18 protein-coding genes are annotated in these 23,597 nt (G+C 66.5%); 6 read left to right on the top strand and 12 right to left on the bottom strand.

The window, feature by feature from the left end; translation table 11 throughout:
• The first annotated feature begins 40 nt into the window (after positions 1-40).
• A complete protein-coding gene (locus AO716_RS11820; RefSeq protein WP_055241019.1) occupies positions 41-1,363 on the top strand; it encodes a TetR/AcrR family transcriptional regulator in 1,323 nt (440 codons plus the stop codon).
• A gap of 6 nt (positions 1,364-1,369) precedes the next feature.
• Here AO716_RS11820 and AO716_RS11815 read toward each other — a convergent pair whose 3' ends face one another.
• The 4 genes from AO716_RS11815 to leuS form a co-directional block, all read right to left on the bottom strand.
• Entirely contained in the window at positions 1,370-4,039 is a 2,670-nt protein-coding gene (locus AO716_RS11815) for a ComEC/Rec2 family competence protein (protein WP_082413520.1), read from the bottom strand.
• Between the two features lie 57 nt (positions 4,040-4,096).
• On the bottom strand, positions 4,097-5,080 hold the full coding sequence (locus AO716_RS11810) for a ComEA family DNA-binding protein (protein WP_055241017.1): 984 nt from the start codon (positions 5,078-5,080) through the stop codon (positions 4,097-4,099).
• Positions 5,081-5,186: 106 nt separating this feature from the next.
• Positions 5,187-6,266 carry a DegV family protein gene (locus tag AO716_RS11805; RefSeq protein WP_082413519.1) on the bottom strand — a complete coding sequence of 360 codons (1,080 nt, stop codon included), beginning with the start codon at positions 6,264-6,266 and terminating at the stop codon, positions 5,187-5,189.
• A gap of 2 nt (positions 6,267-6,268) precedes the next feature.
• On the bottom strand, positions 6,269-8,770 hold the full coding sequence (gene leuS, locus AO716_RS11800) for a leucine--tRNA ligase (protein WP_055241016.1): 2,502 nt from the start codon (positions 8,768-8,770) through the stop codon (positions 6,269-6,271).
• A gap of 398 nt (positions 8,771-9,168) precedes the next feature.
• Here leuS and AO716_RS11795 point away from each other — a divergent pair, with 398 nt between their 5' ends.
• Complete coding sequence (locus AO716_RS11795; protein ID WP_055241015.1) at positions 9,169-10,212, top strand: sigma-70 family RNA polymerase sigma factor; 1,044 nt, start codon at positions 9,169-9,171, stop codon at positions 10,210-10,212.
• 57 nt (positions 10,213-10,269) lie between these two features.
• Here the strand turns inward: AO716_RS11795 and AO716_RS11790 are convergent, their stop codons facing one another.
• The 5 genes from AO716_RS11790 to AO716_RS11770 all read right to left on the bottom strand — a co-directional run bounded on the left by AO716_RS11790 (position 10,270) and on the right by AO716_RS11770 (position 16,021).
• Entirely contained in the window at positions 10,270-11,238 is a 969-nt protein-coding gene (locus tag AO716_RS11790) for an SDR family oxidoreductase (RefSeq protein WP_055241014.1), read from the bottom strand.
• Positions 11,235-12,161 carry a bile acid:sodium symporter family protein gene (locus AO716_RS11785; protein ID WP_055241013.1) on the bottom strand — a complete coding sequence of 309 codons (927 nt, stop codon included), beginning with the start codon at positions 12,159-12,161 and terminating at the stop codon, positions 11,235-11,237. Before AO716_RS11785 ends, AO716_RS11790 begins: the two co-directional genes overlap by 4 nt.
• A complete protein-coding gene (locus AO716_RS11780; RefSeq protein WP_082413613.1) occupies positions 12,161-13,564 on the bottom strand; it encodes a flavin-containing monooxygenase in 1,404 nt (467 codons plus the stop codon). Before AO716_RS11780 ends, AO716_RS11785 begins: the two co-directional genes overlap by 1 nt.
• A gap of 142 nt (positions 13,565-13,706) precedes the next feature.
• On the bottom strand, positions 13,707-15,233 hold the full coding sequence (gene glpK, locus AO716_RS11775) for a glycerol kinase GlpK (RefSeq protein ID WP_055241012.1): 1,527 nt from the start codon (positions 15,231-15,233) through the stop codon (positions 13,707-13,709).
• 47 nt (positions 15,234-15,280) lie between these two features.
• A complete protein-coding gene (locus AO716_RS11770; RefSeq protein WP_055242220.1) occupies positions 15,281-16,021 on the bottom strand; it encodes an MIP/aquaporin family protein in 741 nt (246 codons plus the stop codon).
• Between the two features lie 288 nt (positions 16,022-16,309).
• Between AO716_RS11770 and AO716_RS11765 the strand changes: the two genes are divergently transcribed.
• Genes AO716_RS11765 through AO716_RS11755 form a run of 3 tightly spaced genes read left to right on the top strand, consistent with a single transcriptional unit; the run spans position 16,310 to position 19,166 of the window.
• Complete coding sequence (locus AO716_RS11765; RefSeq protein WP_055241011.1) at positions 16,310-17,146, top strand: aldo/keto reductase; 837 nt, start codon at positions 16,310-16,312, stop codon at positions 17,144-17,146.
• Entirely contained in the window at positions 17,146-18,072 is a 927-nt protein-coding gene (locus AO716_RS11760; protein ID WP_235472073.1) for an alpha/beta fold hydrolase, read from the top strand. Before AO716_RS11765 ends, AO716_RS11760 begins: the two co-directional genes overlap by 1 nt.
• Positions 18,069-19,166 (top strand): glycosyltransferase family 4 protein, encoded by a 1,098-nt coding sequence (locus tag AO716_RS11755; protein ID WP_055241010.1) that lies wholly within the window; start codon positions 18,069-18,071, stop codon positions 19,164-19,166. Before AO716_RS11760 ends, AO716_RS11755 begins: the two co-directional genes overlap by 4 nt.
• On the opposite strand, the gene AO716_RS11750 is transcribed toward AO716_RS11755, so the two are convergent.
• Entirely contained in the window at positions 19,163-20,176 is a 1,014-nt protein-coding gene (locus AO716_RS11750) for an NADP-dependent oxidoreductase (protein WP_055241009.1), read from the bottom strand. The two genes, AO716_RS11755 and AO716_RS11750, sit on opposite strands and share 4 nt — an antisense overlap.
• A 122-nt stretch (positions 20,177-20,298) precedes the next feature.
• Positions 20,299-20,820 (bottom strand): DinB family protein, encoded by a 522-nt coding sequence (locus tag AO716_RS11745; RefSeq protein WP_055242217.1) that lies wholly within the window; start codon positions 20,818-20,820, stop codon positions 20,299-20,301.
• Between the two features lie 87 nt (positions 20,821-20,907).
• Here AO716_RS11745 and AO716_RS11740 point away from each other — a divergent pair, with 87 nt between their 5' ends.
• Complete coding sequence (locus AO716_RS11740; RefSeq protein ID WP_055241008.1) at positions 20,908-21,327, top strand: Hsp20/alpha crystallin family protein; 420 nt, start codon at positions 20,908-20,910, stop codon at positions 21,325-21,327.
• On the opposite strand, the gene AO716_RS11735 is transcribed toward AO716_RS11740, so the two are convergent.
• Positions 21,324-23,597, bottom strand: coding sequence for a primosomal protein N' (locus tag AO716_RS11735; RefSeq protein ID WP_160317930.1), 2,274 nt, complete (start codon positions 23,595-23,597; stop codon positions 21,324-21,326). The genes AO716_RS11740 and AO716_RS11735 overlap by 4 nt on opposite strands.

Raw genomic sequence — 23,597 nt, 5'->3', positions numbered from 1 at the left:
GGCTAATGTTGCGGAGGCACGCCTAGAGGAGAGTGATTCTGTGGCCGCAGTCGACGGCACCCCTTCCCGCCGCAAACCCTCGCGCCGGCAGCCTCGTTCCGTTGTTGCCCGGGCGGCGATGGACGCAGCACTTGAACACGGCTTTGAGCGGGTCACGGTGGAAATGATCTGTTCCCGGGCTGATATTTCCCGGAGCACGTTCTTCAACCATTTCCCTTCGCGCGACGCAGCGATTCTGGGTAAACCTCTGGACGTGCCGGGACCCGAGGTAACGCACCCGATTCTTTCCAGGCACCCGGAAGACCTGGTGCGTGGCCTGCTGGAAATGCAGGTTCCGGGCCTCGTCACCCGGACGCCCAATTCTGACATTCTGCGGGACCGTACCCGGCTGATTACTGAACAGCCCGCAGCTATGCGGCAGTACTCCGCAGGGCTCATCTCCATCCAGAATGGCCTCACCGACACCGTTGAAGGATGGCTGCGTGCCAATCCTCAGCATGCACGCCTCCCGGGCAAACCCCGGACTGAAGCGGTGCTGACGGTGACCGCAGCCTATGCGGCGATTTATGCCGCCTCGAACGGGTGGACCATTCCGCTGCGTGACCTTGCCGAGCCTCTTTCCGCGTGCCTCACGGCCGCCGATGCCCTGCGGGACATGGTTGGAGTCAATGATCCGTCCCGTCCGGTCAGCCGTCCCGACGTACGGCCGCCCGGATCCGCGGACACTTCTGCCCCGGGTACCGGGCTGAGGGAGCGAAAGCGCCGTGACACGGAAAACCGCATCGAGCTGGCCGCAGCCCGCGGGGCACTGGAGCGCGGCTTCGCAGCCGTCACAGTCGACGAGATCTGCCAAGAAGCAGTCATCTCGCGCAGCACGTTTTTCAATTACTTTCCTTCGCGGGATGCGGCCATCGTCGGCCGGCCGTTGAGAGTACTGCCGCAGGAAACAGCCGAAGAAGTTCTTTCCAGGCACGGCAGAGACACCGCAACTGGTGCTTTCGCGCTCGTTTTTGCTTCCCTCGGGTACAGCAGCATCAACTCCGAAGTTGCTCGGCTGCGGGCGGAACTATCCCGCAAACAGCCCGCAGCCCGGGACGCAGGAACCACAACCCTGGTTGATGCCGGCACGCAGATCATGGCAACAATCCGGGACTGGCTCGCTGCCAGTCCGCAGTACTCCAGCCTGGGCGGCGACCCCGCGTATGAAGCATCCCTGGCATCCAACGCCGCCTATGCCGTGATTTGTGTCATGGAGGACGGCTGGTTGGGCGCGGCCAGCGATGTGCACGCCAGCGCGAACGGCTTTGCCGCAGCCATGACCGATCTGCGAACGGCCCTGGCGCGTCCGGACAGTTCCGCCTGAAGCCGGTCACCACCCTGACCCCAGCCCGCTGACCAGCAGTTTGCCGTCGTCGATGTGCAGAAAGAAGCTGCCCAGCAGATCGGTGCGGGCCACCTGCGAACCGGCCAGTTCAAGGCTCTTCAGCGTCTCCGGTGCAGGATGGCCGTAGGTGTTCTCCTTCCCGACCGATATCAGAGCCAGCAAAGGCCGGAGCTCATCCGGCAGCACCGGACCGGAGTTGCGTGCGCCGTGGTGGGCAACCTTGAGCACGTGCACCGTTTCGGTTCGGAGTTCCGGACTGGCACGCAGCATCTTCAGCGCTGCCTCTTCCTCCAGGTCGCCGGTGAAGAGGAAGTTCAGTCCGCCGCTGCTGATCAAAAGGACGGCACTTGCATCGTTTTCACTCATTCCGGGCGGTGCCGGGAGTGCTGCGTCCGCCTGCGGCCAAAGGACTTTCCAGCGGACCCCGCCAATGATCCCGTTCATGCCTGTGCCGAGGCGCTCCGGCTTAACTGCCAGCTCCCGGCCGAGGCCGGCTATCTCTTCGGGCACCCCGGATTCTGCCGACGAGTATGCCAGGGCCCGCACTTCCCTGCCGTCGCCGGCGGCAGGTCCCCCGGCGTAATGGTCCGTATGCAGATGGGAGATGACCAGCAGGTCCAGGGTGTCGATGTCCAGCCGGTCCAGGCACTCATCGAGAGCAGACGGATCGGGGCCCGCATCGATGAGAATCGCCGACCGGGGCCCGGTCCTCACTGCCAGGGCATCCCCCTGGCCTACATCGCAGGCAGCCGCCAGCCAATCCTTCGGCGGGCCTGGGGCCGGAACAATGAGCCGCCACCCCGCCGCCAGGGCCACCGCCGCCAGGGAAGCCAGCACCAGCGAGAGGAAAACGGTCGTCCAGCGGCGGAAAAGAAGTCCATGCTTTCGGAGTGGACCAGCGGGTGCGCCGGCGTCCGCCCGCGTTCGTTCCGAAGACTGACCGGTCCGGACGATGCAGACGGTGAGAATGGCCGCCGCCGCTGCCATCAGGCCGGCTCCCGCAGGGCCAGGCAGCCAGGGCAGCAGCGCGCCGGGCGCCTGTGCAAAGAAGCGGGCGACGCCTGCTACCCAGCCGGCGCCGGCCCCTGCGGCTGCGAGCAGCGGATAGTCCAGGGGCGGAGCAAGATGGCCCAGCACAACCGCAGCCATCCCGGCGATAGTCACGAAGGGGACCACCGGTGCGGCGGCGATGTTGGCAGGCAGCGAGTACGCCGGAAGGTTGGGCTGCAGCAGCACCAGCACAGGTGCACATGCGACCTGCGCGGCAAGGGGAACCGCGGTGAGCACTGCCACCGGCCGTGGAAGGAAACGTGCAAGGGCGGCGGTGAGACGCGGACCAAGGAAGATCAGCCCGGCGGTCGCACACACGGAAAGGATGAAGGCATAGCTTCCGCTGAGCCAGGGGTCCACAACCAGCAGTACCGTGGCACACAGGCAAAGCAGGGCGGCCGGCACCTTCCCGCGTCCGGTGAGCACGGCAACTGTGCCGATGGACCCCATAACCGCTGCCCGAAGCACGCTGGCGTCCGGCCGGACCACAAGTACGAAGCACGCAAGTGCCGCCACGGCCGCGGTTGCCGCCCAGCCGCGCGGAAGCCGCACCAGCCGTGAGACCAGGAAGATAAAGGCCAGCAGGTAGCTGCAGTTCGCTCCTGAAACAGCGGTGAGGTGTGTGAGTCCCGTGTCCTGCATGGCGGTGGAAAGGTCCGGCGCGGCCGTAGACCTGTCGCCCAGGACCATTCCGGGCAAAAGTCCGGCGGCATCGGTGGCGCCCAGCAGGGTTGAGCGCTGCGCGAAGCCTGTCCTCAGGTCCGTGGCCAGTCCCTGAAGCCCGTCTGAAGGGTTGACCGCCGGGGCACGCGAAGCCCGCAGCAGTGCGGCCGAGCGGTCGCCGGGTTCGGTGGCGCTGAGCTTCCCGGCGGTCACCAGGGTATCGCCCAGGTGGATACCCGCGTAGGACTCATCCCCGATGATTAGGACCGGAAGCCGGGCAGCCGAGCGTTCGCCCCGCCGGGTAAAACTGTTCATCTCGGCTTCCAACAGGTAACGCGGTTTGCCGCTGAACCGGTCCACTGCTGCCGCCCGGGCGTCACCCCGGGCAGTGAATTCTCCGGTGATCGATGCTCCGTCTGCGACTGCCTCACCCGCCGCGCCGGCCGTACGCGCCACCGCAGCGGATCCCGCTGAACTCGCTATCAGGACAAGCACAGCGAGCGGCGCCAGGACTGCGGATGCCCGCCTGCGGACTCCGGGCCTCGGATTGCGCCAGGCAGCCAGCAGGCACAGCACCAGGAGGGCAGCGGAGGCCAGTGCGGCCAGCAGGGTTAGCGTCCCGGGAACTCTCACGGCCGCCGCAGCTCCGGCCCAGGCGCAGGCGGCTACGGGCACGAGCCGCAGTTCGGTGCTGGGACGGACATCCGGGCCGCTGCCGGCTGCCGCACCGGTGGTGCGCCAGCCGGCAGGCACCACACCGCGCCGCAGTCCGCTGAGAAGGCGAGGGACCAGCGCCGCCGGTCCGCCCTTGCCGGTTGGGGTGTCTGCTCCCTCCCGGGGATCATGGCTCGAGGCGGCACGTCCTTCATCTTGTCTGCGCTGGGTCACCGTGCCCGCGACGGCGGCCGCGGTATATCTATGCCACCGGCTCCTACTCGCCATTCGCCGGGCCTCTGGCCGGGCCCTGCGCCGGCAGGCTGGCGGGCTGGGCCAGCCGAATCACACCACGACCAGCGGCAGGAGAGCCGCGAGCATGGCCTCACCGATGCCGGGGACCGCGTCCAGGTCCTCCGCCCGCTGGAACGGCCCATGCTCGGTACGCCAGGTAATGATGCGGGCGGCCAGGACGGGCCCAACCCGGGGCAGCGTCTGCAGTTCCGCTTCCGACGCCGTGTTCAGGTTCACCACTGAACCACCGGGGGTTCCCGGCGACCCGCCGGGACTCCCCGCCCCCGGAACAGGCCCTGTACCGGGGGCAGTCCCGGCTGCATCGACGGGTGCCCCGGCTGGGTCCCCTTCCGCGGGAACCACCACCATGCTCCCGTCCGGCATCGGGGCAGCCAGATTGACCCGGGTAAGGTCGGCGTCCGCAGTGGCTCCGCCGGCAGCAGCGACGGCGTCTGCAACCCGTCCGCCTTCAGGGATGCGCACAATGCCCGGTGCGGCAACGGCTCCGGCCACGTGCACCACCAGGCCGTCCCCTGCGCTGCCTGGTTCGGCAGCCGGCCCTGCAGTGTCAGCCGGCCCAATAGTTTCAGTCGGCGGCGGCGGGCTGCCGGCTGGGCTGTCCTGCCCTTCCGGGTCCGCCTCACCGGTATCCGCGATGCGCCCGGCAGAGACGTCTGTTCCCATTTCCACGGAAAGGACGGGATCCCTGTCCCGGTCTCTCAGCAGTGGAAGGGCCACTGCTGCCGCAAGCATGAGGCAGGCAGCGAGGATTCCCGCGCCCAGCGGGAAACGCCACCGTCTGGCCGGCCGCTGGGAGTCAGCAGCGGAATCGGTACCGGAGTCACCTGCGGAAACGGACGCCGGTACCGGAACCTGGTGGTCATTGACGGTCCCGTCGCCGACCGGCGCGGGTGCGTTTGCGCCAGGATCCTCTGCTCCGCTGAACATGGTCCCGTTTCCCGCCGCACGCCGCCGGGCGGCCAGCCGCGATGGAAGGATGGCAGGCGGTTCGGTGTCCCAGCGGTGATCGGCCATGCAGGCCAGAGTAGGTTTCCTTCAGAACCGAATCTGCGGAACCAACATCACTGTGGACCGGCGGGACGCGGGCCGGGGTTGTGCAGGGAGACTGGGCGGATAGGGGTCAGTCGATGTCCAGGCCAGGGTCGGCATCGTTCGGAGCTGCCGACTGCGCGTCTCTACCGGGGGTTTCAGGTTCAGGGACCGGCGCGTCAGCTGATTCGGCGGCTGGATTTCCGGAACTGGAGATGGCGTCTTCCGCCGAATCCCGGCCGCTGCTTGGCCCGATCGCCACGGCCAGCACACCCAGCCCGGCATGTGCTGCCAGCACCGCCGGGAGCGGACAGAGCATGACCTCCGCGTCTGGGCGTTCCCGGATCACGGCTGCCGCAAGGCGCTCGGCTTCTGCTTCATTTCCGAAATGATGGACGGCGACCCGGACGGCTCCCGAACGACGGGCAAGTTCCTCCCGGGAGAGTTCTTCCAGCCGGGCCAGGGCCTTGGGTGCGGTCCGGACGCGCTCCAGCGGAACGACCAGTCCGTCCCGGATCGCCAGAATCGGTTTGACGGCAAAGAGAGTGCCAAACCAGCCTGCTGCAGCGCCGATGCGGCCGCCGCGGCGAAGCTGCTCAAGGCTGGGTACATAGAAAAGGATGTGTGCGGCTTCAGCGCTGGCGCGCGCCGCGGCGACGACGCCGGCCGCTTCGGCTCCGGCAGCTGCTGCCCGGGCTGCATCCTGCACGGCATAGCCAAGCCCCATGGCGACCGATGCTGTGTCCACCACGGTCACCGGAAGTGGGGCGGTGCGGGCGGCAAGCCGGGCGGAATCCGCCGTTCCGGAGAGCTTGGAGGAAAGATGGACCGAGACTACGGCTTCGAAACCCTCGGCCGCCAGCTTCGCGTAGAGGGCTTCAAACTGGCCAGGCGCCGGGCGGGAAGTACGTACGTCCTGTCCCTGGGCGAGGGCCAGCGCCAGGGCACCGATCATCCTGTCGGTGCCCTCGCCGTAAATCTGGTCCCCGATCATGACCGGCATCGAGACAACCCGCACGAGCGAAGCCAGCTGCGGGCTCTCCGCCCACTGCTCAGGCAGCGAACAGGAGGAATCGGTGACGACGGCGACGCGCGGACGGAATGCAGGCTCAGCGGCCCCGGTTTCCCGGGACTTGAACCACCGCCCGCGCAGCGCCGCCCAGTCCATCATGGCTAGGCAGGCACGATGTTCACGAGCTTGGGTGCCTTCACAATGATGGTGCGGATGCCGGCGCCGTCGAGCGTCTTCTGCACCTGCTCCGAAGCCAGCGCCAGTTCACGCAGCGCGTCCTCGGTGATATCCGCGGGAACCTCCAGCCGGTCACGGACCTTGCCCTTGACCTGGACGATCGCAGTGACGGTGTCCTCCACGAGCAGCGAGGAATCCACTGCGGGCCAGCCCGCGTTGGCGACCGATGCCGGGTGGCCCAGCGCGTTCCAGAGATCTTCGGCCGTGTACGGGGCGAAGAGGCTCAGGATGACGGCAACGGCCTCGGCAGCTTCGCGGACAGCCGGATCGGAGGCGCCAGCGCCCGAATCGATCATCTTGCGCGTCGCGTTGACCAGCTCCATCAGCTTGGCGATCACCACGTTGAACTTGCCGGCGTCCAGCAGTTCCGTCGCGTCGGCAATCGTCCGGTGGGTTACGGAACGCAGCTTCTTGTCCCCGGAGGTGAAATCCACACCGGGCTCGGAGGCAACGTCCTGGCCCAGGCGCCAGGCGCGGGCCAGGAACTTGGCGGAGCCCGACGGCGAGACGTCCGCCCAGTCCACGTCGTCTTCCGGCGGGGAAGCAAAGACCATGGTCAGGCGCACGGCGTCAACGCCGTACTTGTCCAGCTGTTCGCCTAGGTCAACGCCGTTGCCCAGCGACTTGGACATTGCCTTGCCGCCGTTGAGGACCTGGCCCTGGTTCAGCAGTGCGGTGAAGGGTTCATCGGCCTCGATCAGGCCCATGTCCTTGACCACCTTGGTGAAGAACCGGGAGTAGAGCAGGTGGAGGATAGCGTGCTCGACGCCGCCCACGTACTGCCCCACAGGCATCCAGTTCCGCACGGCTTCGGGATCGAACGGTCCCTCGGTGAAGTGCGGGGAAACGAAGCGCATGAAGTACCAGGAGGAGTCCACGAAGGTATCCATGGTGTCAGTGTCGCGCTTGGCTGCGCCGCCGCAGGACGGGCAGGAAACGTTGACCCACTCTTCCACGGAAGCCAGCGGGGAGGTGCCCTTGGGAGCCAGCGCCTCGCCCTTCAGCCCGGTGGGCAGGGTGACCGGCAGCTGGTCATCGGGAACCGGTACTTCGCCGCACTTTTCGCAGTGGATGATCGGGATCGGGGTGCCCCAAAACCGCTGGCGGGAGAGCAGCCAGTCGCGCAGGCGGAAGTTCACGAACTTCTCGCCGGTGCCCTTTTCTTCCAGGATGCGGACTGCCGCGGGAATGGCTTCGGACTTCGGCAGGCCGTTCAGCTCACCGGAGTTCACCAGGGTGCCCTCGCCGGTGGTGGCGGTGCCGGAAACGGCAGGATCTTCTTCGCCGGTATCCAGGACCGCACGGACGGGCAGGTCGAAGGTGCGGGCGAAGTCCAGGTCGCGCTGGTCGTGCGCGGGCACGGCCATGATCGCACCGGTCCCGTAGTCGGCCAGCACGTAGTCGGCTGCCCAGACCGGCAGCCTTTCGCCGTTGAGCGGGTTGATCGCGTACCGGCCGGTGAAGACACCGGTCTTGGTGCGGTCGGTGGCCTGGCGTTCGATGTCGGAGAGCGCCTTGACGTCCTCACGGTACTGCAGCAGCGCGTCGCGGTGCTCGTCGTCCACCAGGTCCAGGGCCAGCGGTGCATCCGCTGCCACTACGAAGAACGTTGCTCCGTACAGGGTGTCCGGGCGGGTAGTGAAGACGGTGACCTGCTCTTCGGGCTTGTTCCCGGCAGCCTCGATGGCGAACCGGACGTGTGCACCCTCGGAACGGCCGATCCAGTTCTTCTGCATGGCCAGCACGCGCTCAGGCCAGTGGCCCTTGAGCTGCTCCATGTCGTCCAGCAGGCGGTCGGCGTAGTCGGTGATCTTGAAATACCACTGGTTCAGGGCCTTCTTGGTGACCTGGGTGCCGCAGCGTTCGCAGGCGCCGTTGACGACCTGCTCGTTGGCCAGCACGGTCTGGTCCTTCGGGCACCAGTTGACCGGGGAGTTCTTACGGTAGGCCAGGCCCCGGTCGTAGAAACGGGTGAACAGCCACTGGGTCCAGCGGTAGTACTCCGGGTCCGAAGTGTGCAGGCGGCGGGACCAGTCAACGCTGATCGCGTAGCGCTTGAAGGAGCCGGCCTGGGTGTCGATGTTGCGGTACGTCCACTCGCTGGGGTGGGCGTTGTGCTTGATCGCGGCGTTCTCAGCGGGCAGGCCAAAGGAGTCCCAGCCGATCGGGTGCAGCACATCGAAACCGAGCTGGCGCCAGTAGCGGGCAACCACGTCTCCCATGGCGAACGCTTCAGCGTGGCCCATGTGCAGGTCGCCGGACGGGTAGGGGAACATGTCCAGGACGTAGCGGCGTTCCTTCGATCCGTCGTCGGCCGGGGTGAAAACGCCAAGGTCGTCCCAGACAGCCGGCCACTTCTTCTCCATGGCCGCGAAACTGTATACGGCCTCTTCCGACTGGTCAGTCTGTGACTGCGTGCTCACTATGCTTCGCCTCTGTCCTCAAGAAAATCCTGGTGATCCGCGGACTCCGGCGTGCTGCCGGTTCCGCCTGCGCTGTTGACTCTTCCCCAGACACACAAAAGCCCCTCGTCAGATGCAAGGGGCTGCCGCGTTTGATACAAACGCGGCTATCTAAGGAGGAGCAATGCGGTCATTTCTCCACTTTACAACAGGCAGCGCCCGACGGCGGTGCCCGCCACAGGGCTGTAACGGTCAACGGTCCGGACATCCGCAGATCCCGCCTGCGCTTCAGCCCTGCGGCGGACGCTGCCTGCTACGGCGTATCTTTTGGGCCTGTCTGTGCGTCTACCCGGTAAGGGCATGGCACGGTGCCATGATTTTCATCAAGCACCGCCTTGGGCGGGAGAGCGAGGGGATGTGTAATGACAGCGGGAACGGACTTCGAAGCCTGCGCGGCAGGCGAAACGCAGGCTTTGGCAGAAAACAGGGTGGACCTGCGGCAGGCCCGCCGCGATTTCCTGGTGGCATTGGAACCGGTCCGGGCTTCGGTGTACGCCTACTGCCGCAGCCTGACCCCCACCGTGTGGGACGCCGAGGACCTGCTGCAGGAGACCCTGACGAAGGCCCTTGCGGAAGCATCGCAGCGGTATGAGCCGATCCGCAATACCCAGGCATGGCTTGTCCGTATCGCCACGAACACGTGGATCGACTCACTGCGCCGCAGCGGCCGGGTGACCCTTGAGTGGACAGAATCCGCCCTTGACCTTCCTGATGACGGGGCCGAGGATCCGCTGGCAGCCCTTGCAGTGGAGTCCGCACTGCGTCAGCTGCTGCACCTGCTGCCTCCCCGGGAACGGGCGTGTGTGGTCCTCAAGGATGTGTTCTCCTATTCCCTCGCCGAGATTGCCGGGATGCTGGAGACGACTCCCGGCGCCGTCAAGTCCGCCCTGCACCGCGGCCGGACCACGCTGCGGGCGGCGCGTACGGACTCTGCAGGACCCTCCCCCGAAACCTTGGCACCCGGCCCGCGGGCCGCTGGCCGGCATCCCGGACACCAGGCGCTGCTGCGCCGGCTGGCCGCGGCGTTCAACGCCTACGACATTGACGCCATGGTGTCCCTGTTCCTGGCAAGCGGACGGTCCGAGGTGGTTGGCAACGCCACTGAAACCGGACACGGGGAAATCCGTGCCGGATCCCTGACGGACACGTTCGGTCCGGATGCCGCCGAGATCCACAGGTCAACAGTCCACCACTTCGACGGGGAGGACATTATCCTGATGTGGGAGCGGCAGAAGAATGTCCCCGGGGCATCGGAGGTGGTCTCGGACGTCCTGCGGGTGCGGCCGGCCTTCGGGGCCCCGCTGGTCGCGGAACTAAAGTGGTACTTCTTTTGCCCCGAGGTTGTGGCGGAAGTGGCCGGCGGGCTGGGGCTGCCCTTCAAGACAAATGGTGTGAGCTACTTCTAGCACTTTCCGCGGATCCGCTGCCGGCCGCGCAATCCACTGCGGCCGGCAGCGGCGTCGTCATCGTTGCCGGGCGCCGGCGGCCTCCCGCGCTTTCCTGAACTCGAGGAAGGCTTCCCTGCTGGTTCGCGTGGGAGTGAAGCCGAACTCGTGTTTCAGGGCCGTGTTGTCCAGGACCGGACGGTAGCGCAGGAACCGCAGCTGCTCCGGACCGTGCACCGTGAGTTTCAGCTTTTGCCCCGCCCAGAGACCGGCTGCCAGGAGCGGAGCGGGAACCGTCAGTGTCCGTTTCCCCAGAAGCCCCGCGATCTCGCGGACGGTGAGGGCGCCGTCGCCGGCCACGTTGAAGATCCCGCTGCGTCCGGTGATCACGGCCTGTGCCATGGCATCAGCGACGTCCTGGTCCCAGATAAAGACGAACGGCGACTCGCTGCCGGCCACCCGCAGCAGCCGAGGCGCATCGAACAGCGCCGTGATCTGGTTCCGGACCCGCTCCCCCAGGATCGTTCCGATCCGGAAGATGGTCTGCCGCAGTTCCGGGTGCTCAGTGCGCAGCCGGGCCAGTTCCTCCTCGACCAGGCGTTTGTGCCGGGAATAGCCAAACTCGTCATTGCCGCGCAGCGGGTGGGACTCGTTCAGCCACGGGGCGTTGTCTGCGTGGTAGCCGTAGGCGGCGCCGGAGGATGAGATGACCACGTGCTTCACGCCTGATTCAAGGCAGGCGGCCAGTACGTTCTGCGTCCCGGTAACATCGACGCGGTACTCCTGCTCCCGGGTGGTGTCCCTGCCGGGATTCACGATCGCCGCCAAGTGGACCACGGTGTCGATCCGGTGCTCCTGCAGCTCCTTGGAAACGTCCGGGGAGCAGACGTCCGCCAGCGCGTACACCACGCCGTCAACCTTCCGCTCAGCCGAGGGCTCCCGGAGGTCCAGGCTCAGGACGTGGCTCACTGCAGGGTCTGCCGCCAGCCGGGACACGACGGCGCTGCCCAGGAAGCCGTTGCCTCCGGTCACGCATACCCGGCTCACAGTGCGGCCTCCTGTGCCTTCGCGGCTTTCCGGGCATCACGCCGGCGCCACCACGCGGCCAGGGCGAGGCCGGCCAGGATGTCCCAGATCCCCCACCAGGCAGCCACCATGGCCATACCGCCCAGCCCGGAGAAGAAGGTCAGGGTGAGTCCCAGTCCCAGTCCGGTGTTTCGGGCACCCACCTCGAACGTCACCGCCCGCCGGCTGGCTTCATCAAGGCGAACGGCCGCGGCTGCCCAGTATCCAACGGCCAACGCAACGGCGTCGTGCAGGGCGACCACCAGGAAGATGGTGCCGAGGTGCTCGCGCAGGGGGCCGAGGTTGCTGGCGGTTCCGGCAACAATGAACGCCAGCAGCGCCACCAGTCCGATCCGCTGCACCCAGGGCCGCAGCCGGTCCGTGAGCTCGGGAAAGCGGCGGGCCAGCGGCATGCCCAGCGCAAACGGCACGCCGATGATCAGCAGGACCTGGACCAGCATCCCGCCCCGGTCCAGGGAAAAGTCCCGCATCAGGGAGTCCGTGGACGGGCTCAGCGCGGCCCAGAAGGCCACGTTGAGCGGCATCACGATGATCGCCACCAGGTTGGACACAGCGGTCATGGACGCGGACAGCGCCACATCGCCCTGTGCGCGGTGGGTCAGCACGTTCGAAATACCGCCCGGCGGGCAGCAGGCCACCAGGATCATGCCCAGGGCAATTGAGGCCGGAACCTGCAGTGCCAGGGCAATGCAGACGGTCACCGCAGGCAAAAGCAGGTACTGAGCGGCAATGCCAAGCAGGATGGCCTTCGGACTCCTGGCCACTGTGCGGAAGTCGGCGGGACGGACCTCCAGGGCAATGCCCAGGATGATCACGGCCAAAACCACGTTCAGGATCACCAGCGAGCCGGGAGAAAAGTTGAGTACGACGTCGTCGATGGGCATCAGCGGTTCACCTCCGCCGGCGCGGGAACGGAAGCGCCCGCCGGCGCTGCCAGCGTGTCAAGGTGCGCCTCAAGCTCCGCCCGGTAGGCATCCTTGTTCACGTAGTAGCTCATCCGGTCCAGTCCCAGATAGCGGTAGCCGCCCGTGACATCCGGGGACGGCCCGCTGACAGCGGCGTCGAACGCGGCGGCCACCTCCGCCTTTTCCTGCTTCGCGGCGAGATAGGCTGCCACCAGCTCGGCCTGGCGGTATCTGCCTTCCCAGCCCAGCCCGGAGGCTTCAACCATCCCCACCACCATCAGGTTCTCCGCCTGGCGGCTGAAAATGTTCAGGTACAGCTGGGGTGAGGCCCCGGTCCAGCCCAGCAGGTCCGGGGCCAGGAACGGATAGCTGAGCACATAGCCGGTGGCGCAGAGCAGCAGGTCGTACTCCCCCGACGTCCCGTCCCGAAAATGAACGGTGGAACCCTCCAGCCGGTCGATGTCCGGCTTGACGGACAGGTCGCCGTGGCCAAGATGGTGCAGGACCAGGGAGTTGACCACGGGATGGGATTCGTAGATCCGGTAGTCGGGCTTCGGGAAGCCGAAGCGGGCAGGGTCTCCCGTAAACATGCGCAGCAGGCGCTTGTCCAGGAACTGCTTGAGCGGCCGCGGCAGGGGTTTGCCCTGGTTCAGGGTGTCCGTGGGCCGGCCAAAGACGTATTTCGGCACAAAGTAGTAGCCCCGGCGGACGCTGATATCCACGGCAGCGGCATGGTGCACGGCATCCACTGCTATGTCGCAGCCGCTGTTTCCCGCGCCCACAACGAGCACCCGTTTGCCGGCCAGCTCCACGGCTTCCTTGTACTGGGCCGAATGGCGGATTTCCCCGGAGAATTCTCCCCGGAAGGCCGGCAGGTACGGGGTGTGCAAGGTGCCGGACGCGACGACGACGGCGCTGAACCGGCCGCTTCCCACACCTTCCGGCCCCTCCCAGGCCAGTTCCCATCCGCCGTCGTCCGTTTGGAAGGCTGCGGTGACCCGGGTGCCAAACCGGATCCGGCCGGTGAGCCCGAAGTGTCCTGCGTACGCACGGAAGTACTCCAGCAGGTGCCGGTGGCCCGGATAGTCCGGTGTGCCCTCCGGCATCGGAAACTCGGCGAATTCTGTGGTGGTCCGGGAGGAGATCAGGTGGGCGGACTCGTACACCGTGCTGGAGGGGTTCGAGATGTTCCACAGCCCGCCGACGTCGCTGTGCGCCTCGAAGCCAACGACGCCGAGTCCGCGTTTGGACAGGGCACGCATGGCAGCCAGCCCGCTGGGGCCGGCACCTATTACCGCTACCGGCAGCGGATGCCTCGCCGTGCGGACCTCGTTTGTACCTGCTGTAGCTGCCACTGCGACCCGCTTCTGTGTGATGCACATCACCATTGATGCTGCCAGCACGCTACCGGGCGGTGTTCCCGCAGGTCAAACGCAACACACCCAGGACCCATACGCAAAAGCCGCTCCCGGATCCGTTGATCCGGGAGCGGCTTGTTCCGGCCGGGAGGCCTGGCGTCCTGCGCTAGAGCACGTCCTCGTCAACCCAGTCGAACGTCCGGGTCACGGCCTTGCTCCAGAGGCGCATCTGCCGCTCACGCTCGGACTCGTCCATGTTCGGCGTCCAGCGCTTGCCTTCGTTCCAGTTGGCAGCCAGCTCGTCGGTGTTCTTCCAGAACCCGACCGCCAGTCCGGCCGCGTAGGCGGCACCGAGTGCGGTGGTCTCCACAACCTCGGGGCGGACGACGTCCACGCCCAGGATGTCGGCCTGGAACTGCATCAGCGCATCATTGGCGACCATGCCGCCGTCGACCCGCATTTCAGTGAGCGGAACACCGGAATCGGCGTTGACTGCGTCCAGCACCTCGCGGGTCTGGAATGCCGTGGCTTCCAGGGCTGCGCGGGCAATGTGGTTCTTGTTCACGAACCGGGTCAGTCCCACGATTGCGCCGCGGGCGTCGGAACGCCAGTGCGGTGCGAACAGGCCGGAGAACGCCGGGACAATGTAGACGCCGCCGTTGTCTTCCACGGCACTGGCGAGCTTCTCGATTTCCGGCGCGCTCTTGATGATGCCAAGGTTGTCCCGCAGCCACTGGACCAGCGAACCGGTCACGGCAATCGAGCCTTCGAGTGCGTACACCGGTGCGGCATCGCCAATCTTGTACGCGACGGTGGTGAGCAGTCCGTTCTCGGACATCACCTTTTCCTCACCGGTGTTGAAGATGAGGAAGTTGCCGGTGCCGTAGGTGTTCTTGGCATCGCCGACGCCGAAGGCGGCCTGGCCGAAGGTTGCAGCCTGCTGATCACCGAGGATGCCCGCAACCGGAGTCTCTCGCAGCAGCTGGGAGCCGTGCACCTTGCCGTAGATCTCGGAGGAGGATCGGATTTCCGGAAGCATGGACGCAGGGACACCGAAGACGTCGAGGATCGACTGGTCCCAGGTCAGGGTGTCCAGGTCCATGAACATGGTCCGGGAGGCGTTGGAGACGTCAGTGATGTGCACGCCGCCGTCGGTGCCGCCGGTCAGGTTCCAGGTCACCCACGAGTCGGTGTTGCCGAACATCAGGTCACCGTTCTCGGCCTTCTCGCGGGCACCCTCGACGTTGTCCAGGATCCACTTGATCTTGGTGCCGGAGAAGTAGGTGGCCAGCGGCAGCCCAACAGTGTCCTTGAACCGTTCCAGGCCGCCGTCCCTGGCAAGCTCGTCGACGATCGGCTGGGTCCGGGTATCCTGCCAGACGATTGCGTTGTAGACGGGCTTGCCGGTGTTGCGGTCCCACACCACTGCGGTCTCGCGCTGGTTGGTGATGCCGACCGCCGCGATGTCGTGCCGCGTCAGGTTTGCCTTCGAAAGCGCAGTGCCGACGACCTCGCGGACGTTGGTCCAGATTTCCATCGGGTCGTGCTCGACCCAGCCGGCGCGCGGGAATATCTGCTCGTGTTCCTTCTGGCCGGTGGAAACGATCTTGCCGTCGTGATCGAAGACAATCGCCCGGCTGCTGGTGGTGCCCTGGTCGATTGCAATCACGTACTGCTGTTTGCTGTCGGTCACGTGGGTCTCTCCTCTGAGGTCTTAGGTCTTTGCGGACGCAGTAACGATTAGAGGTCCGGCAGCGGAATAAAACCGCCGGCCCAGCCGCCCAGTGCGCCGCCGATGAGCGGTCCGACGACCGGAACCCAGGAGTAGGCCCAGTCGCTGTTGCCCTTGTTCCGGATGGGCAGCAGGGCGTGGACGATGCGGGGGCCAAGGTCACGGGCGGGGTTGATGGCGTACCCGGTGGGGCCGCCAAGTGAGGCGCCAATACCGACCACCAGCAGGCCAACCGCGAGCGGGCCGAGCCCCGAGGGTGTTCCGGCGAAGGCGACAATCACGAAGACCAGAATGAACGTGCCGACGACTTCCGTGACGACGTTCCAGCCGTAGGAGCGGATTGCGGGACCGGTGGAGAACACACCCAGGATGTTCGCGGGATCGGGCTCTTCGTCGAACTGCTTCTTGTAGGCCAGCCAGGCGACAAAGGCGCCGATGATGGCGCCGAGCATCTGGCCGCCGAAATAGGTGAGGGTGGATCCGATGGTTACTGCCACGCCGGGCACGAATTCTTCCGCGCCGCCGGTGATGACGCCCACGGTCACTGCGGGGTTGATGTGCGCACCCGACATCACTGAGAGGTAGACACCGGCAAAGACGCCGAGCCCCCAGCCCCAGTTGACCATCAGGAAGCCGCCGCCGTTGCCTTTGGTTTTGCCCAGGGCAACGTTGGCGACTACGCCGCAGCCCAGAACTATCAGCGCTGCCGTACCCAGCATCTCGCTGACAAAAACCTCTCCTAGAGTCACCATCGACTCCTCCGATCCGTTAGTTTCTCATTGGTGCATTGGGATATTGAGTGATGTTGGACCTGCGTCGAGTGCCAGTCAAAGAGCGCCGGACATGTTTCCATGCATCCCGTGTCCTTTTCCTCGCCGTGTGCTGCGCGCACCGTCGTAAGGCCCTATGGAATCAATCTTTTTCGATAAACACCATGACTTTGGGAAAACTGCTTGTCAGGGGGCGTTTACAGGCTCTTCACGCTACACGCGCCATCACGGGAGCGCACGCCCGGCTCATCTCGGTAGAGTTACTCCATGGACCCGGCACCAAAACTGACACTGAACAACGGCGTACTTATGGACCAGGCCGGCTACGGAACCTACAAGGTGCCCCCGCAGGACACCGCCCCGCTGGTGAGCGCGGCGCTTTCCACCGGCTACCGCCACATTGATACGGCGGCCCTTTACGGCAACGAAGAAGGGGTGGGCAAAGCAGTCCGCAACTTCACGGACAACGGCCATGTGGTCCAGGAAGACCTCTTCGTGACATCCAAGGTCTGGAACACGGATCACGGTTATGATGCCGCGCTGCGCGCGTTTGACGTGTCCATGGCAAAGCTTGGCTTCGAGTACCTGGACCTTTACCTGATTCACTGGCCGTGCCCGGACCGCGGACTGTTCCTCCAGACCTACAAGGCCCTTGAGGAGCTGTATGCATCCGGCCGGGTCCGCGCCATTGGCGTCTCCAACTTCAACCGCGGGCACCTTGAGGAGCTGCTGGACAGCGCGGCAGTCGTCCCGGCCGTGAACCAGGTTGAACTCCATCCGTGGCTCGCACAGAAGGAACTGCGGTCCTTCCACGAAGCCCACGGAATCTGCACGGTGGCCTGGAGCCCGCTGGGCCGCGGCGCCGTCCTTGAGGATCCGGCAGTGGTGGAGATCGCGAACAGCATAGGCCGCACTGCCGCACAGGTGGTGCTGCGCTGGCACGTCCAGGCAGGGCATACCGTGATTCCGAAGGCCAGCAGCGAAGACAGGATGAGCGCAAATCTGGACATCTTCTCCTTCGAACTGGAGCCTGAGCACGCCGCAGTCCTGGACGGGCTGGATTCAGGGCGCAGGACCGGCTCCAATCCCGCAGAGGTGAACTAGTGCAGCTGTTCCGCCTTCCCCGCCGCGGCAGCGCCGGCACGGGCCCTGCACCCTTCGAACGGCAGGCCACAGTGAGGACCATCCCCATTGAAGGCACCGCACAGCGCTTCTGGGATTTCCCTGCGGCTACCCCCGCCGGTCCGGTGGTCTTTATGGTCCACGGCTTCCGCGGCGACCATCACGGACTGCTTCGGCTAGTGGAAGCCCTCCCCAACAACCGGGTGATCCTGCCTGATCTCCCCGGATTCGGGCAGGGGGCTGTCCTGCCGGGAACGCACGACGCCGCCGCCTACGCCGGCTTTGTGCGTTCGGCTTTCACTGCCCTGGACCTGGGGCCGGACACCGTCCTGCTGGGGCACTCATTCGGCTCCATCATCGCAGCGCGGACCGCCGCGGAACACCCGGAACTCATAAGCGAGCTCGTCCTGGTCAACCCCATCTGCGAGCCTGCCCTGGAGGGTCCGAAGGGTTTCACCAGCAAGCTCGCGGAACTGTACTACCTGGCCGCAGCAAAACTTCCGGAGAAACCGGGCCGTGCTCTGCTGGCCAACCCGCTGATCGTCCGCGGCATGAGCGTACTGATGGCCAAGACCCGCAACCCCGGGCTGCGCCGCTGGATCCATGCCCAGCATGATGCCTACTTCAGCGCCTTCGCGTCCCGCGCCGTCGTGCTGGAAGCGTTCCGGTCCTCCATTTCCGAAACCGTTCGGGACTCCGCTGCCCGGCTGCGCATGCCTGTGCTTCTGATTGCTGCAGACCGGGATGACCTGGGATCCGTTCCTGCCCAGCGGCGCCTCGCGGAACTGGTGCCCGACGGCGAACTCGAGATCCTGGAGGGGGTCGGCCACCTGGTTCACTACGAAGCACCGGATGCCGCAGCGGCCCTGATCACCGATTTCCTGGACCGGAGGCACCACAGCGCATGAGAATCGTCTTTGACGCCCGTTTCACCCGCACTGACCAGCACGACGGCATCAGCCGCTACGGAGCGAGCCTGATCGAAGCCGTTTCCCGCCATGCGGACGTTCGGATGCTGATCAGCGACGAGCGCCAGCTGGCGCTCCTGCCGGCTGTGCCCTGGACGAAGATCAACTCCCCGCTCTCCCCTGCCGAGCTTTTTGTGGCCGGACGGATCAACCGGCTTGGAGCCGACGTCGTGGTGTGTCCCATGCAGACCATGGGAACGTGGGGCAGGCGGTACCCGCTGATCCTGACCCTCCATGACCTGATCTACTACCAGAACCCGACGCCGCCTGGATTCCTGCCGCTGCCCGTGCGCCTGCTATGGCGTTTGTACCACCTGGCTTACTGGCCGCAGCGCCTGCTGCTTAACCGGGCCGACGTGGTTGCCACGATTAGCCGGACAACCCGGGATCTGATGGCCCGGCACAGCCTGACCCGCCGGCCGGTGCGGATGGTTTCCAACGCACCCCAGCCGGGTACGGTTCCGCGGGACGTTTCCCGGCCGCCGGAGAAGACGCTGCTCTACATGGGTTCCTTTATGCCCTACAAGAACGTGGAGACCATCGTCCGGGCGGTGGATTCCATGCCGGGCTACACACTGCACCTCCTGAGCCGGATCCCGCCGCAGCGCCAGGCCGAACTGGCCGCGCTGACGGCGGATCCTGACCGGGTGGTGTTCCATAACGGGGTCACCGACGCGGAATATGATGCCCTGCTTCGCCGCGCCACAGCGCTCGTTACCCTCTCCAAGGCTGAGGGCTACGGGCTGCCCATCATCGAATCGATGGCGACGGGTACGCCGGTCATTGCCGCAGACACACCCATCTTCCGGGAGGTTTCCGGCGGAGCGGCCCTGCTGGTGGATCCGGACAGTCCGCAGGAGTTTGCCGGTGCGGTCCGGCGCCTCTCAGACCCGGAGCGCTGGAGGAAAGCATCAGCTGCCGGATTGGTCCGGGCCGCGGAATACGACTGGGAGGCCTCTGCGAAGCAGCTCCTTGAAGCAGCGGAGGAAGCCGCCAGCCTGTTCACGGCCCGGACGCGCAGGGCGAACCGCTAGGAAAGCCGGACCACCATCTTGCCCGTGTTGGCGCCCTTCATCAGGTCGATGAATGCCTGCGGTGCGTTTGCAAGTCCGTCCACGAACGTCTCGTCGTAGCTGACCTTTCCGTCCCGAAGCCAGCCGGCCATGAGTTCCGCGAACTGACCGGCGTACTCGTTGTAACTGCTGGCGATGAAACCGCGGAGAGTCAGTTCCTTGCCGATCGCCTGGAACAGGTTGCGGGGAGCGCACTGCGGTTCGGTGCTGTTGTAGGCTGAGATGGCTCCGCACATAGCCACGCGTCCGTACTTGTTCAGGACGGAAATCGCGGCCTCGAGGTGGTCTCCGCCGACGTTGTCGAAGTAGACATCAATCCCGTTGCCTTCTGCGGCTGCTTTCAGCTGGTCCCTGACCGGGCCGTCGTGGTAATTGAAGGCGGCATCGAAGCCGAGCTCCCGGAGCCGCTGGACCTTTTCGGCTGAACCGGCACTGCCGATGACACGGCTGGCCCCCAGTGCCTTGGCGATCTGTCCGGCGATCGAGCCGACTGCTCCTGCCGCGCCGGAGACGAAGACTGCGTCACCCTCACGGAAACCGGCTACCTTGGTCAGGCCCGCCCAGGCGGTCAGGCCGGTGAGGCCCATGGCGCCAAGGTATGCGCTGGCAGGGGCAATCCCGGTGTCAATGACCCGGGCACGCCTGGCATCCAGGACAGCGTATTCACGCCAGCCGAGGTTGTGAAGGACGGTGTCCCCCGCCTTGTGGGTCCCCGCACGGGATTCAACGACCTCCCCTATGGCACCGCCGTCCAGCGGAGCACCGAGCTGGAACGGGGGGACGTAGGACTTCGCGTCGTTCATGCGGCCGCGCATGTACGGGTCCACGGACATCAGCGTGTTGCGGACCAGGATCTGTCCGTCCTGCAGTTCCGGAACCTTCGCCTCGGCCAGCCGGAAGTTCTCGTCGGCGGGCCACCCCTCGGGACGGGAAGCGAGCTGGATTTCGCGGCTTGTCGCGGGGTAGGACATGGATCTCCTTTCAGGCGCCTGGCCAGGCCGGGCGCAGAATGAACATAAGCAACCTGTCTATCATGCGCGGCACCCTGCCCGAAGACAGCCCTCTACCCGGGCAGGACAGCCCGTCCGTCCGGTCAGCGGATCCGGACGTCCCACAGGTGGTGGGCGGCATCATGCATGAAGTACCGTGCCAGGGACTCGACCGTAAAGGTACTGCCGTCCGAGCGGCTTCCACGGCGCGAGCGGTCCTGCGGCTCGACGGCGGCAAAAGCTGCCGCTGTGGCTTCCGCTTCGTCTGCAAGGTCTGCGGCCACACGGGCAGGATCCTGCTCGCCATAGCGCTCTGCGACGGCGGTTGCGTCCTGGTCCCAGTCAGCAAACTCCGCTCCGTCCGTGTCCACCATCAGCAGCAGCCGCATCCGGTAGACCTCGCACAGGTCGCGGACATGCGCGGCGTATTCAAGCGGGGACCAGGTGCTCTCATCCGGCCGCTGGGCCGCGTCCGTCCGCTCGAGAACGTCCTGCCAGGCGTCGGCATTGGCCCGGAGCATTCGGGGTATGTCTTCAAAGTTCGTCTCCGATGCAGTGAAACCGCATTCGGGGCAGGTCCGGTCCAGGACCCAGGTCCAGTTCTTGGTATCGGGGGTTATGGCCATTGCCACACTGTAGAGGATTCGGACCGTGAGCCCTACCGCTCCTAAAATTGCTACACCGGCACAGCGTTTTTTCAGGAGATGATGACAATGCCCACGGGGCCCGCGCCCAGGGACCGGGAACGTCTAAGAGCCATGCTGGAAGCCCGCAGCCAGGCACGCGGCGGAACCGCCGTCGACCTGTACCGCGACGGCGGGTATCTGGTGCTCAATGCGGACCTGCCCGGCATTGATCCGGGTTCCCTCTCGGTGGAACTGGACGGCCACTTCCTGCTGATCAGGGCGCACCGTTCCCTCCGCGGCCTGGACCGCGAGACCCGCTGGGATGTCCGTGAGCGGGAGGACGGAATGATCCTGCGGCGCGTTCCGGTGGGCAGCAGAGTGGCAGCGGACCGGATCGCCCCGCACTATGCCAACGGCATTCTCAGCCTTCACATCCCCCTCGCGGAATCTGGCCACCAGCGCAGTGTCCCCGTGCAGTACCGGGGCAGCGCTCCGGAAGCCGCTTAGAGGCCATCCGGCGCATCGACCCGGACATAGACCGGGTCGCCCGTACGGCGGGCTGAAAGTGCTGCCTTCGCGGCCCGCATTGCCGATGTGACGGCCGGGGCCTCCCCGTACGGGAAGAAGCACAGGGTGCGCCAGCGGGCTGCCCCGTTGAGGGTTTCAGCGTCCTCGCCACGGTACGACGGCGGTTCCTCCACGGGCGCCGGGCCTACGGTCCGGGCGTCCCGGGGCAGCTCCAGGCGGGACGCGAAAGCGTCCAGGGCATCCCGGGAACCGGACAGTTCGGCATAGCGGACTGCCGGAGGAAGCCCCAGCTCACGGCGGAGTGCGAGTTCGCGCTCCGCAGCTCCTGCCGGATCCCAGCGCAGCAGGTGCCCAACCGTGGCGGTGTCATCCGCGGTCACGACCACAACTCCCCCGTCCGCTGCCGGACGCACCAGTGCCGCCGCAGTGAGCCAGCGGCGCAGGGTTTCTTCCTGGGCACGCAGGGATTGCCGGGAGAGCATCATGGTTCCGTCCAGCAGCAGCGCTGCGGCATAGCCCGACGGCGCCACGGGTTCCGCGCCGGGGGTAGCCACTACCAGCGCGGGCGTGTCCGGGACCTCGGCCCGGATATGGTCACCGGCTGAGGAGACGACGGTTACCGAGGGGAAAGCGCGTCCAAGTTCTTCGGCCGTCCGGCCGGCGCCGGCGGTGGAGGCCCGCAGCCGGAAGCTGCCGCAGTGCGGACAGTGCCACCGGGGTTCCGGCCGCGCACACCAGCGGCAGGCGGGCGGAGAGTTCCTCCGGCTTTGAGCCAGCGGACCCTGGCACTGGCGGCAGCGGGCCGGTTCCCGGCAGTCCTGGCAGGAAAGCGCCGGGGAAAACCCGGTCCGGGCCACCTGCACCAGGACCGGACCGTGCTTCAGCCCGTCCTGTGCGGCTTTCCAGGCTGCGTGGGGAATCCGGGCACGGGCCGCCAGCGGATCACGCTCCATGTTGAAGGTATCGGCGGTGCTCATCACCCGTGGTGTGGAAGCCCGGACTACGGGGCGTTCAGCGTTCAGCGCTGCAGCCCACCCGGATTCGACGAGCCGCTGGGCCTCCGTGCTGCGGGTATGTGAGGCAACGAGCATCGCGGCGCCTGCAGCTTCCGCGCGCAGCAGCAGTACGTCGCGGGCGTGCTGATAGGGAGCGCGCTGTTCTGCATGCAGGTCATCGGCGTCGTCCCAGATACACACCAGGCCGAGGTTGGCCACGGGTGCGTAGGCAGCAGAGCGGGTGCCGACAGCCACGGCGGCATCCCCGTAGAGGAGCTGCAGGAAGCTCCGGTAGCGCGGCGTGGGTCCGTCCTCGGCGGTCAGCCGCACCGCGGTTCCGTTGGGAATGCGCTGCTCGAGTGCCGCCATGACACGGGCAAGGTCTTTCTGGTCCGGGACCACAACGACGGCGCCTCGCCCGGAGAGCAGGGTGGCTTCCACGGCTGCCGCGATCTCTTCCGGCCAGGCATCCGGGCCGTAGCCGCGCAGGGAACTCAGTACTGCCCTCGGACTGTGGCCGGCTGCGAGGTGGCTCAGGAAGCGGGGGCCGTGCGGGTAGCGGCGGTAAGGGCTCGCGGCGGCATCCCGAGCAGGCGCGGCGTCGTTATCCGTACCTGATTCCTTCCCCGGCTGCGCACCGTCCGGCCGGGCACCGTCCGGCCGGGCACCGTCCGGCCGGGCACCGTCCGGCGCCTCCGGGACGCGGACGCCGGGGGTACGGCCGGAGAACTCCTTCTCCACCCGCGCCACGCGGGGAGGCACCGCCACGCGGAGCACATCGTGGACGCTGCCGGCATACCGTGCAGCAACAGCCTCGGCCAGGGAGAGGACCTCAGGGCTCAGTACGGGGACTCCCGAGACGACTTTGCCCAGGCTGACCAGCCGGGCAGTGGTAACAGTGGTGGCAAGCCGTTCGGTGAGGAATCCGGGGAGCTCCTGCCCGCCAAAGCGGACCTTGACCCGGACGCCGGGCACTGCATCGCCGTCGAGCTCTGCCGGAACCAGATAATCAAAAGGCCGGTCCAGGTGGGGCAGCGGGGAATCCAGCAGGACCCTGGCAATCGGCAGCTCCGGGGCGGGCAGGGACTTGCCCACGGGTGCTGCGGGCGGCGCGAAGCCGTGCAGCAGGGACAGCTGCACGCCCTGGTCTTCGCCGGTACCCGGTTTCCTTGCCGCGGGCTGGTCGGCAGAGGCGCTCCGTTCCGGCGAAGCGCGCCCATCCTTCGACGCGCGCTGGAACGGACGCTCTTCCAT

It is taken from the genome of Arthrobacter sp. Edens01 (genome assembly GCF_001307035.1).
Classification (GTDB): Bacteria; Actinomycetota; Actinomycetes; order Actinomycetales; family Micrococcaceae; genus Arthrobacter_B.
The sequence above is the reverse complement of the archived record's forward strand: the minus strand, read 5'-3'. Positions and strand labels throughout refer to the sequence as shown.

Excerpts from the sequence above, each read along its gene's own strand:
- AO716_RS11765 (WP_055241011.1), top strand. The coding sequence starts at position 16,310 with ATGGACCCGGCACCAAAACTGACACTGAACAACGGCGTACTTATGGAC.
- AO716_RS11780 (WP_082413613.1), bottom strand. The coding sequence starts at position 13,564 with ATGTGCATCACACAGAAGCGGGTCGCAGTGGCAGCTACAGCAGGTACA.
- AO716_RS11810 (WP_055241017.1), bottom strand. The coding sequence starts at position 5,080 with ATGGCCGATCACCGCTGGGACACCGAACCGCCTGCCATCCTTCCATCG.
- AO716_RS11805 (WP_082413519.1), bottom strand. The coding sequence starts at position 6,266 with ATGATGGACTGGGCGGCGCTGCGCGGGCGGTGGTTCAAGTCCCGGGAA.
- AO716_RS11750 (WP_055241009.1), bottom strand. The coding sequence starts at position 20,176 with ATGTCCTACCCCGCGACAAGCCGCGAAATCCAGCTCGCTTCCCGTCCC.
- AO716_RS11755 (WP_055241010.1), top strand. The coding sequence starts at position 18,069 with ATGAGAATCGTCTTTGACGCCCGTTTCACCCGCACTGACCAGCACGAC.
- AO716_RS11745 (WP_055242217.1), bottom strand. The coding sequence starts at position 20,820 with ATGGCCATAACCCCCGATACCAAGAACTGGACCTGGGTCCTGGACCGG.
- AO716_RS11740 (WP_055241008.1), top strand. The coding sequence starts at position 20,908 with ATGCCCACGGGGCCCGCGCCCAGGGACCGGGAACGTCTAAGAGCCATG.
- AO716_RS11735 (WP_160317930.1), bottom strand. The coding sequence starts at position 23,597 with ATGGAAGAGCGTCCGTTCCAGCGCGCGTCGAAGGATGGGCGCGCTTCG.
- AO716_RS11785 (WP_055241013.1), bottom strand. The coding sequence starts at position 12,161 with ATGCCCATCGACGACGTCGTACTCAACTTTTCTCCCGGCTCGCTGGTG.
- AO716_RS11795 (WP_055241015.1), top strand. The coding sequence starts at position 9,169 with ATGACAGCGGGAACGGACTTCGAAGCCTGCGCGGCAGGCGAAACGCAG.
- AO716_RS11815 (WP_082413520.1), bottom strand. The coding sequence starts at position 4,039 with ATGGCGAGTAGGAGCCGGTGGCATAGATATACCGCGGCCGCCGTCGCG.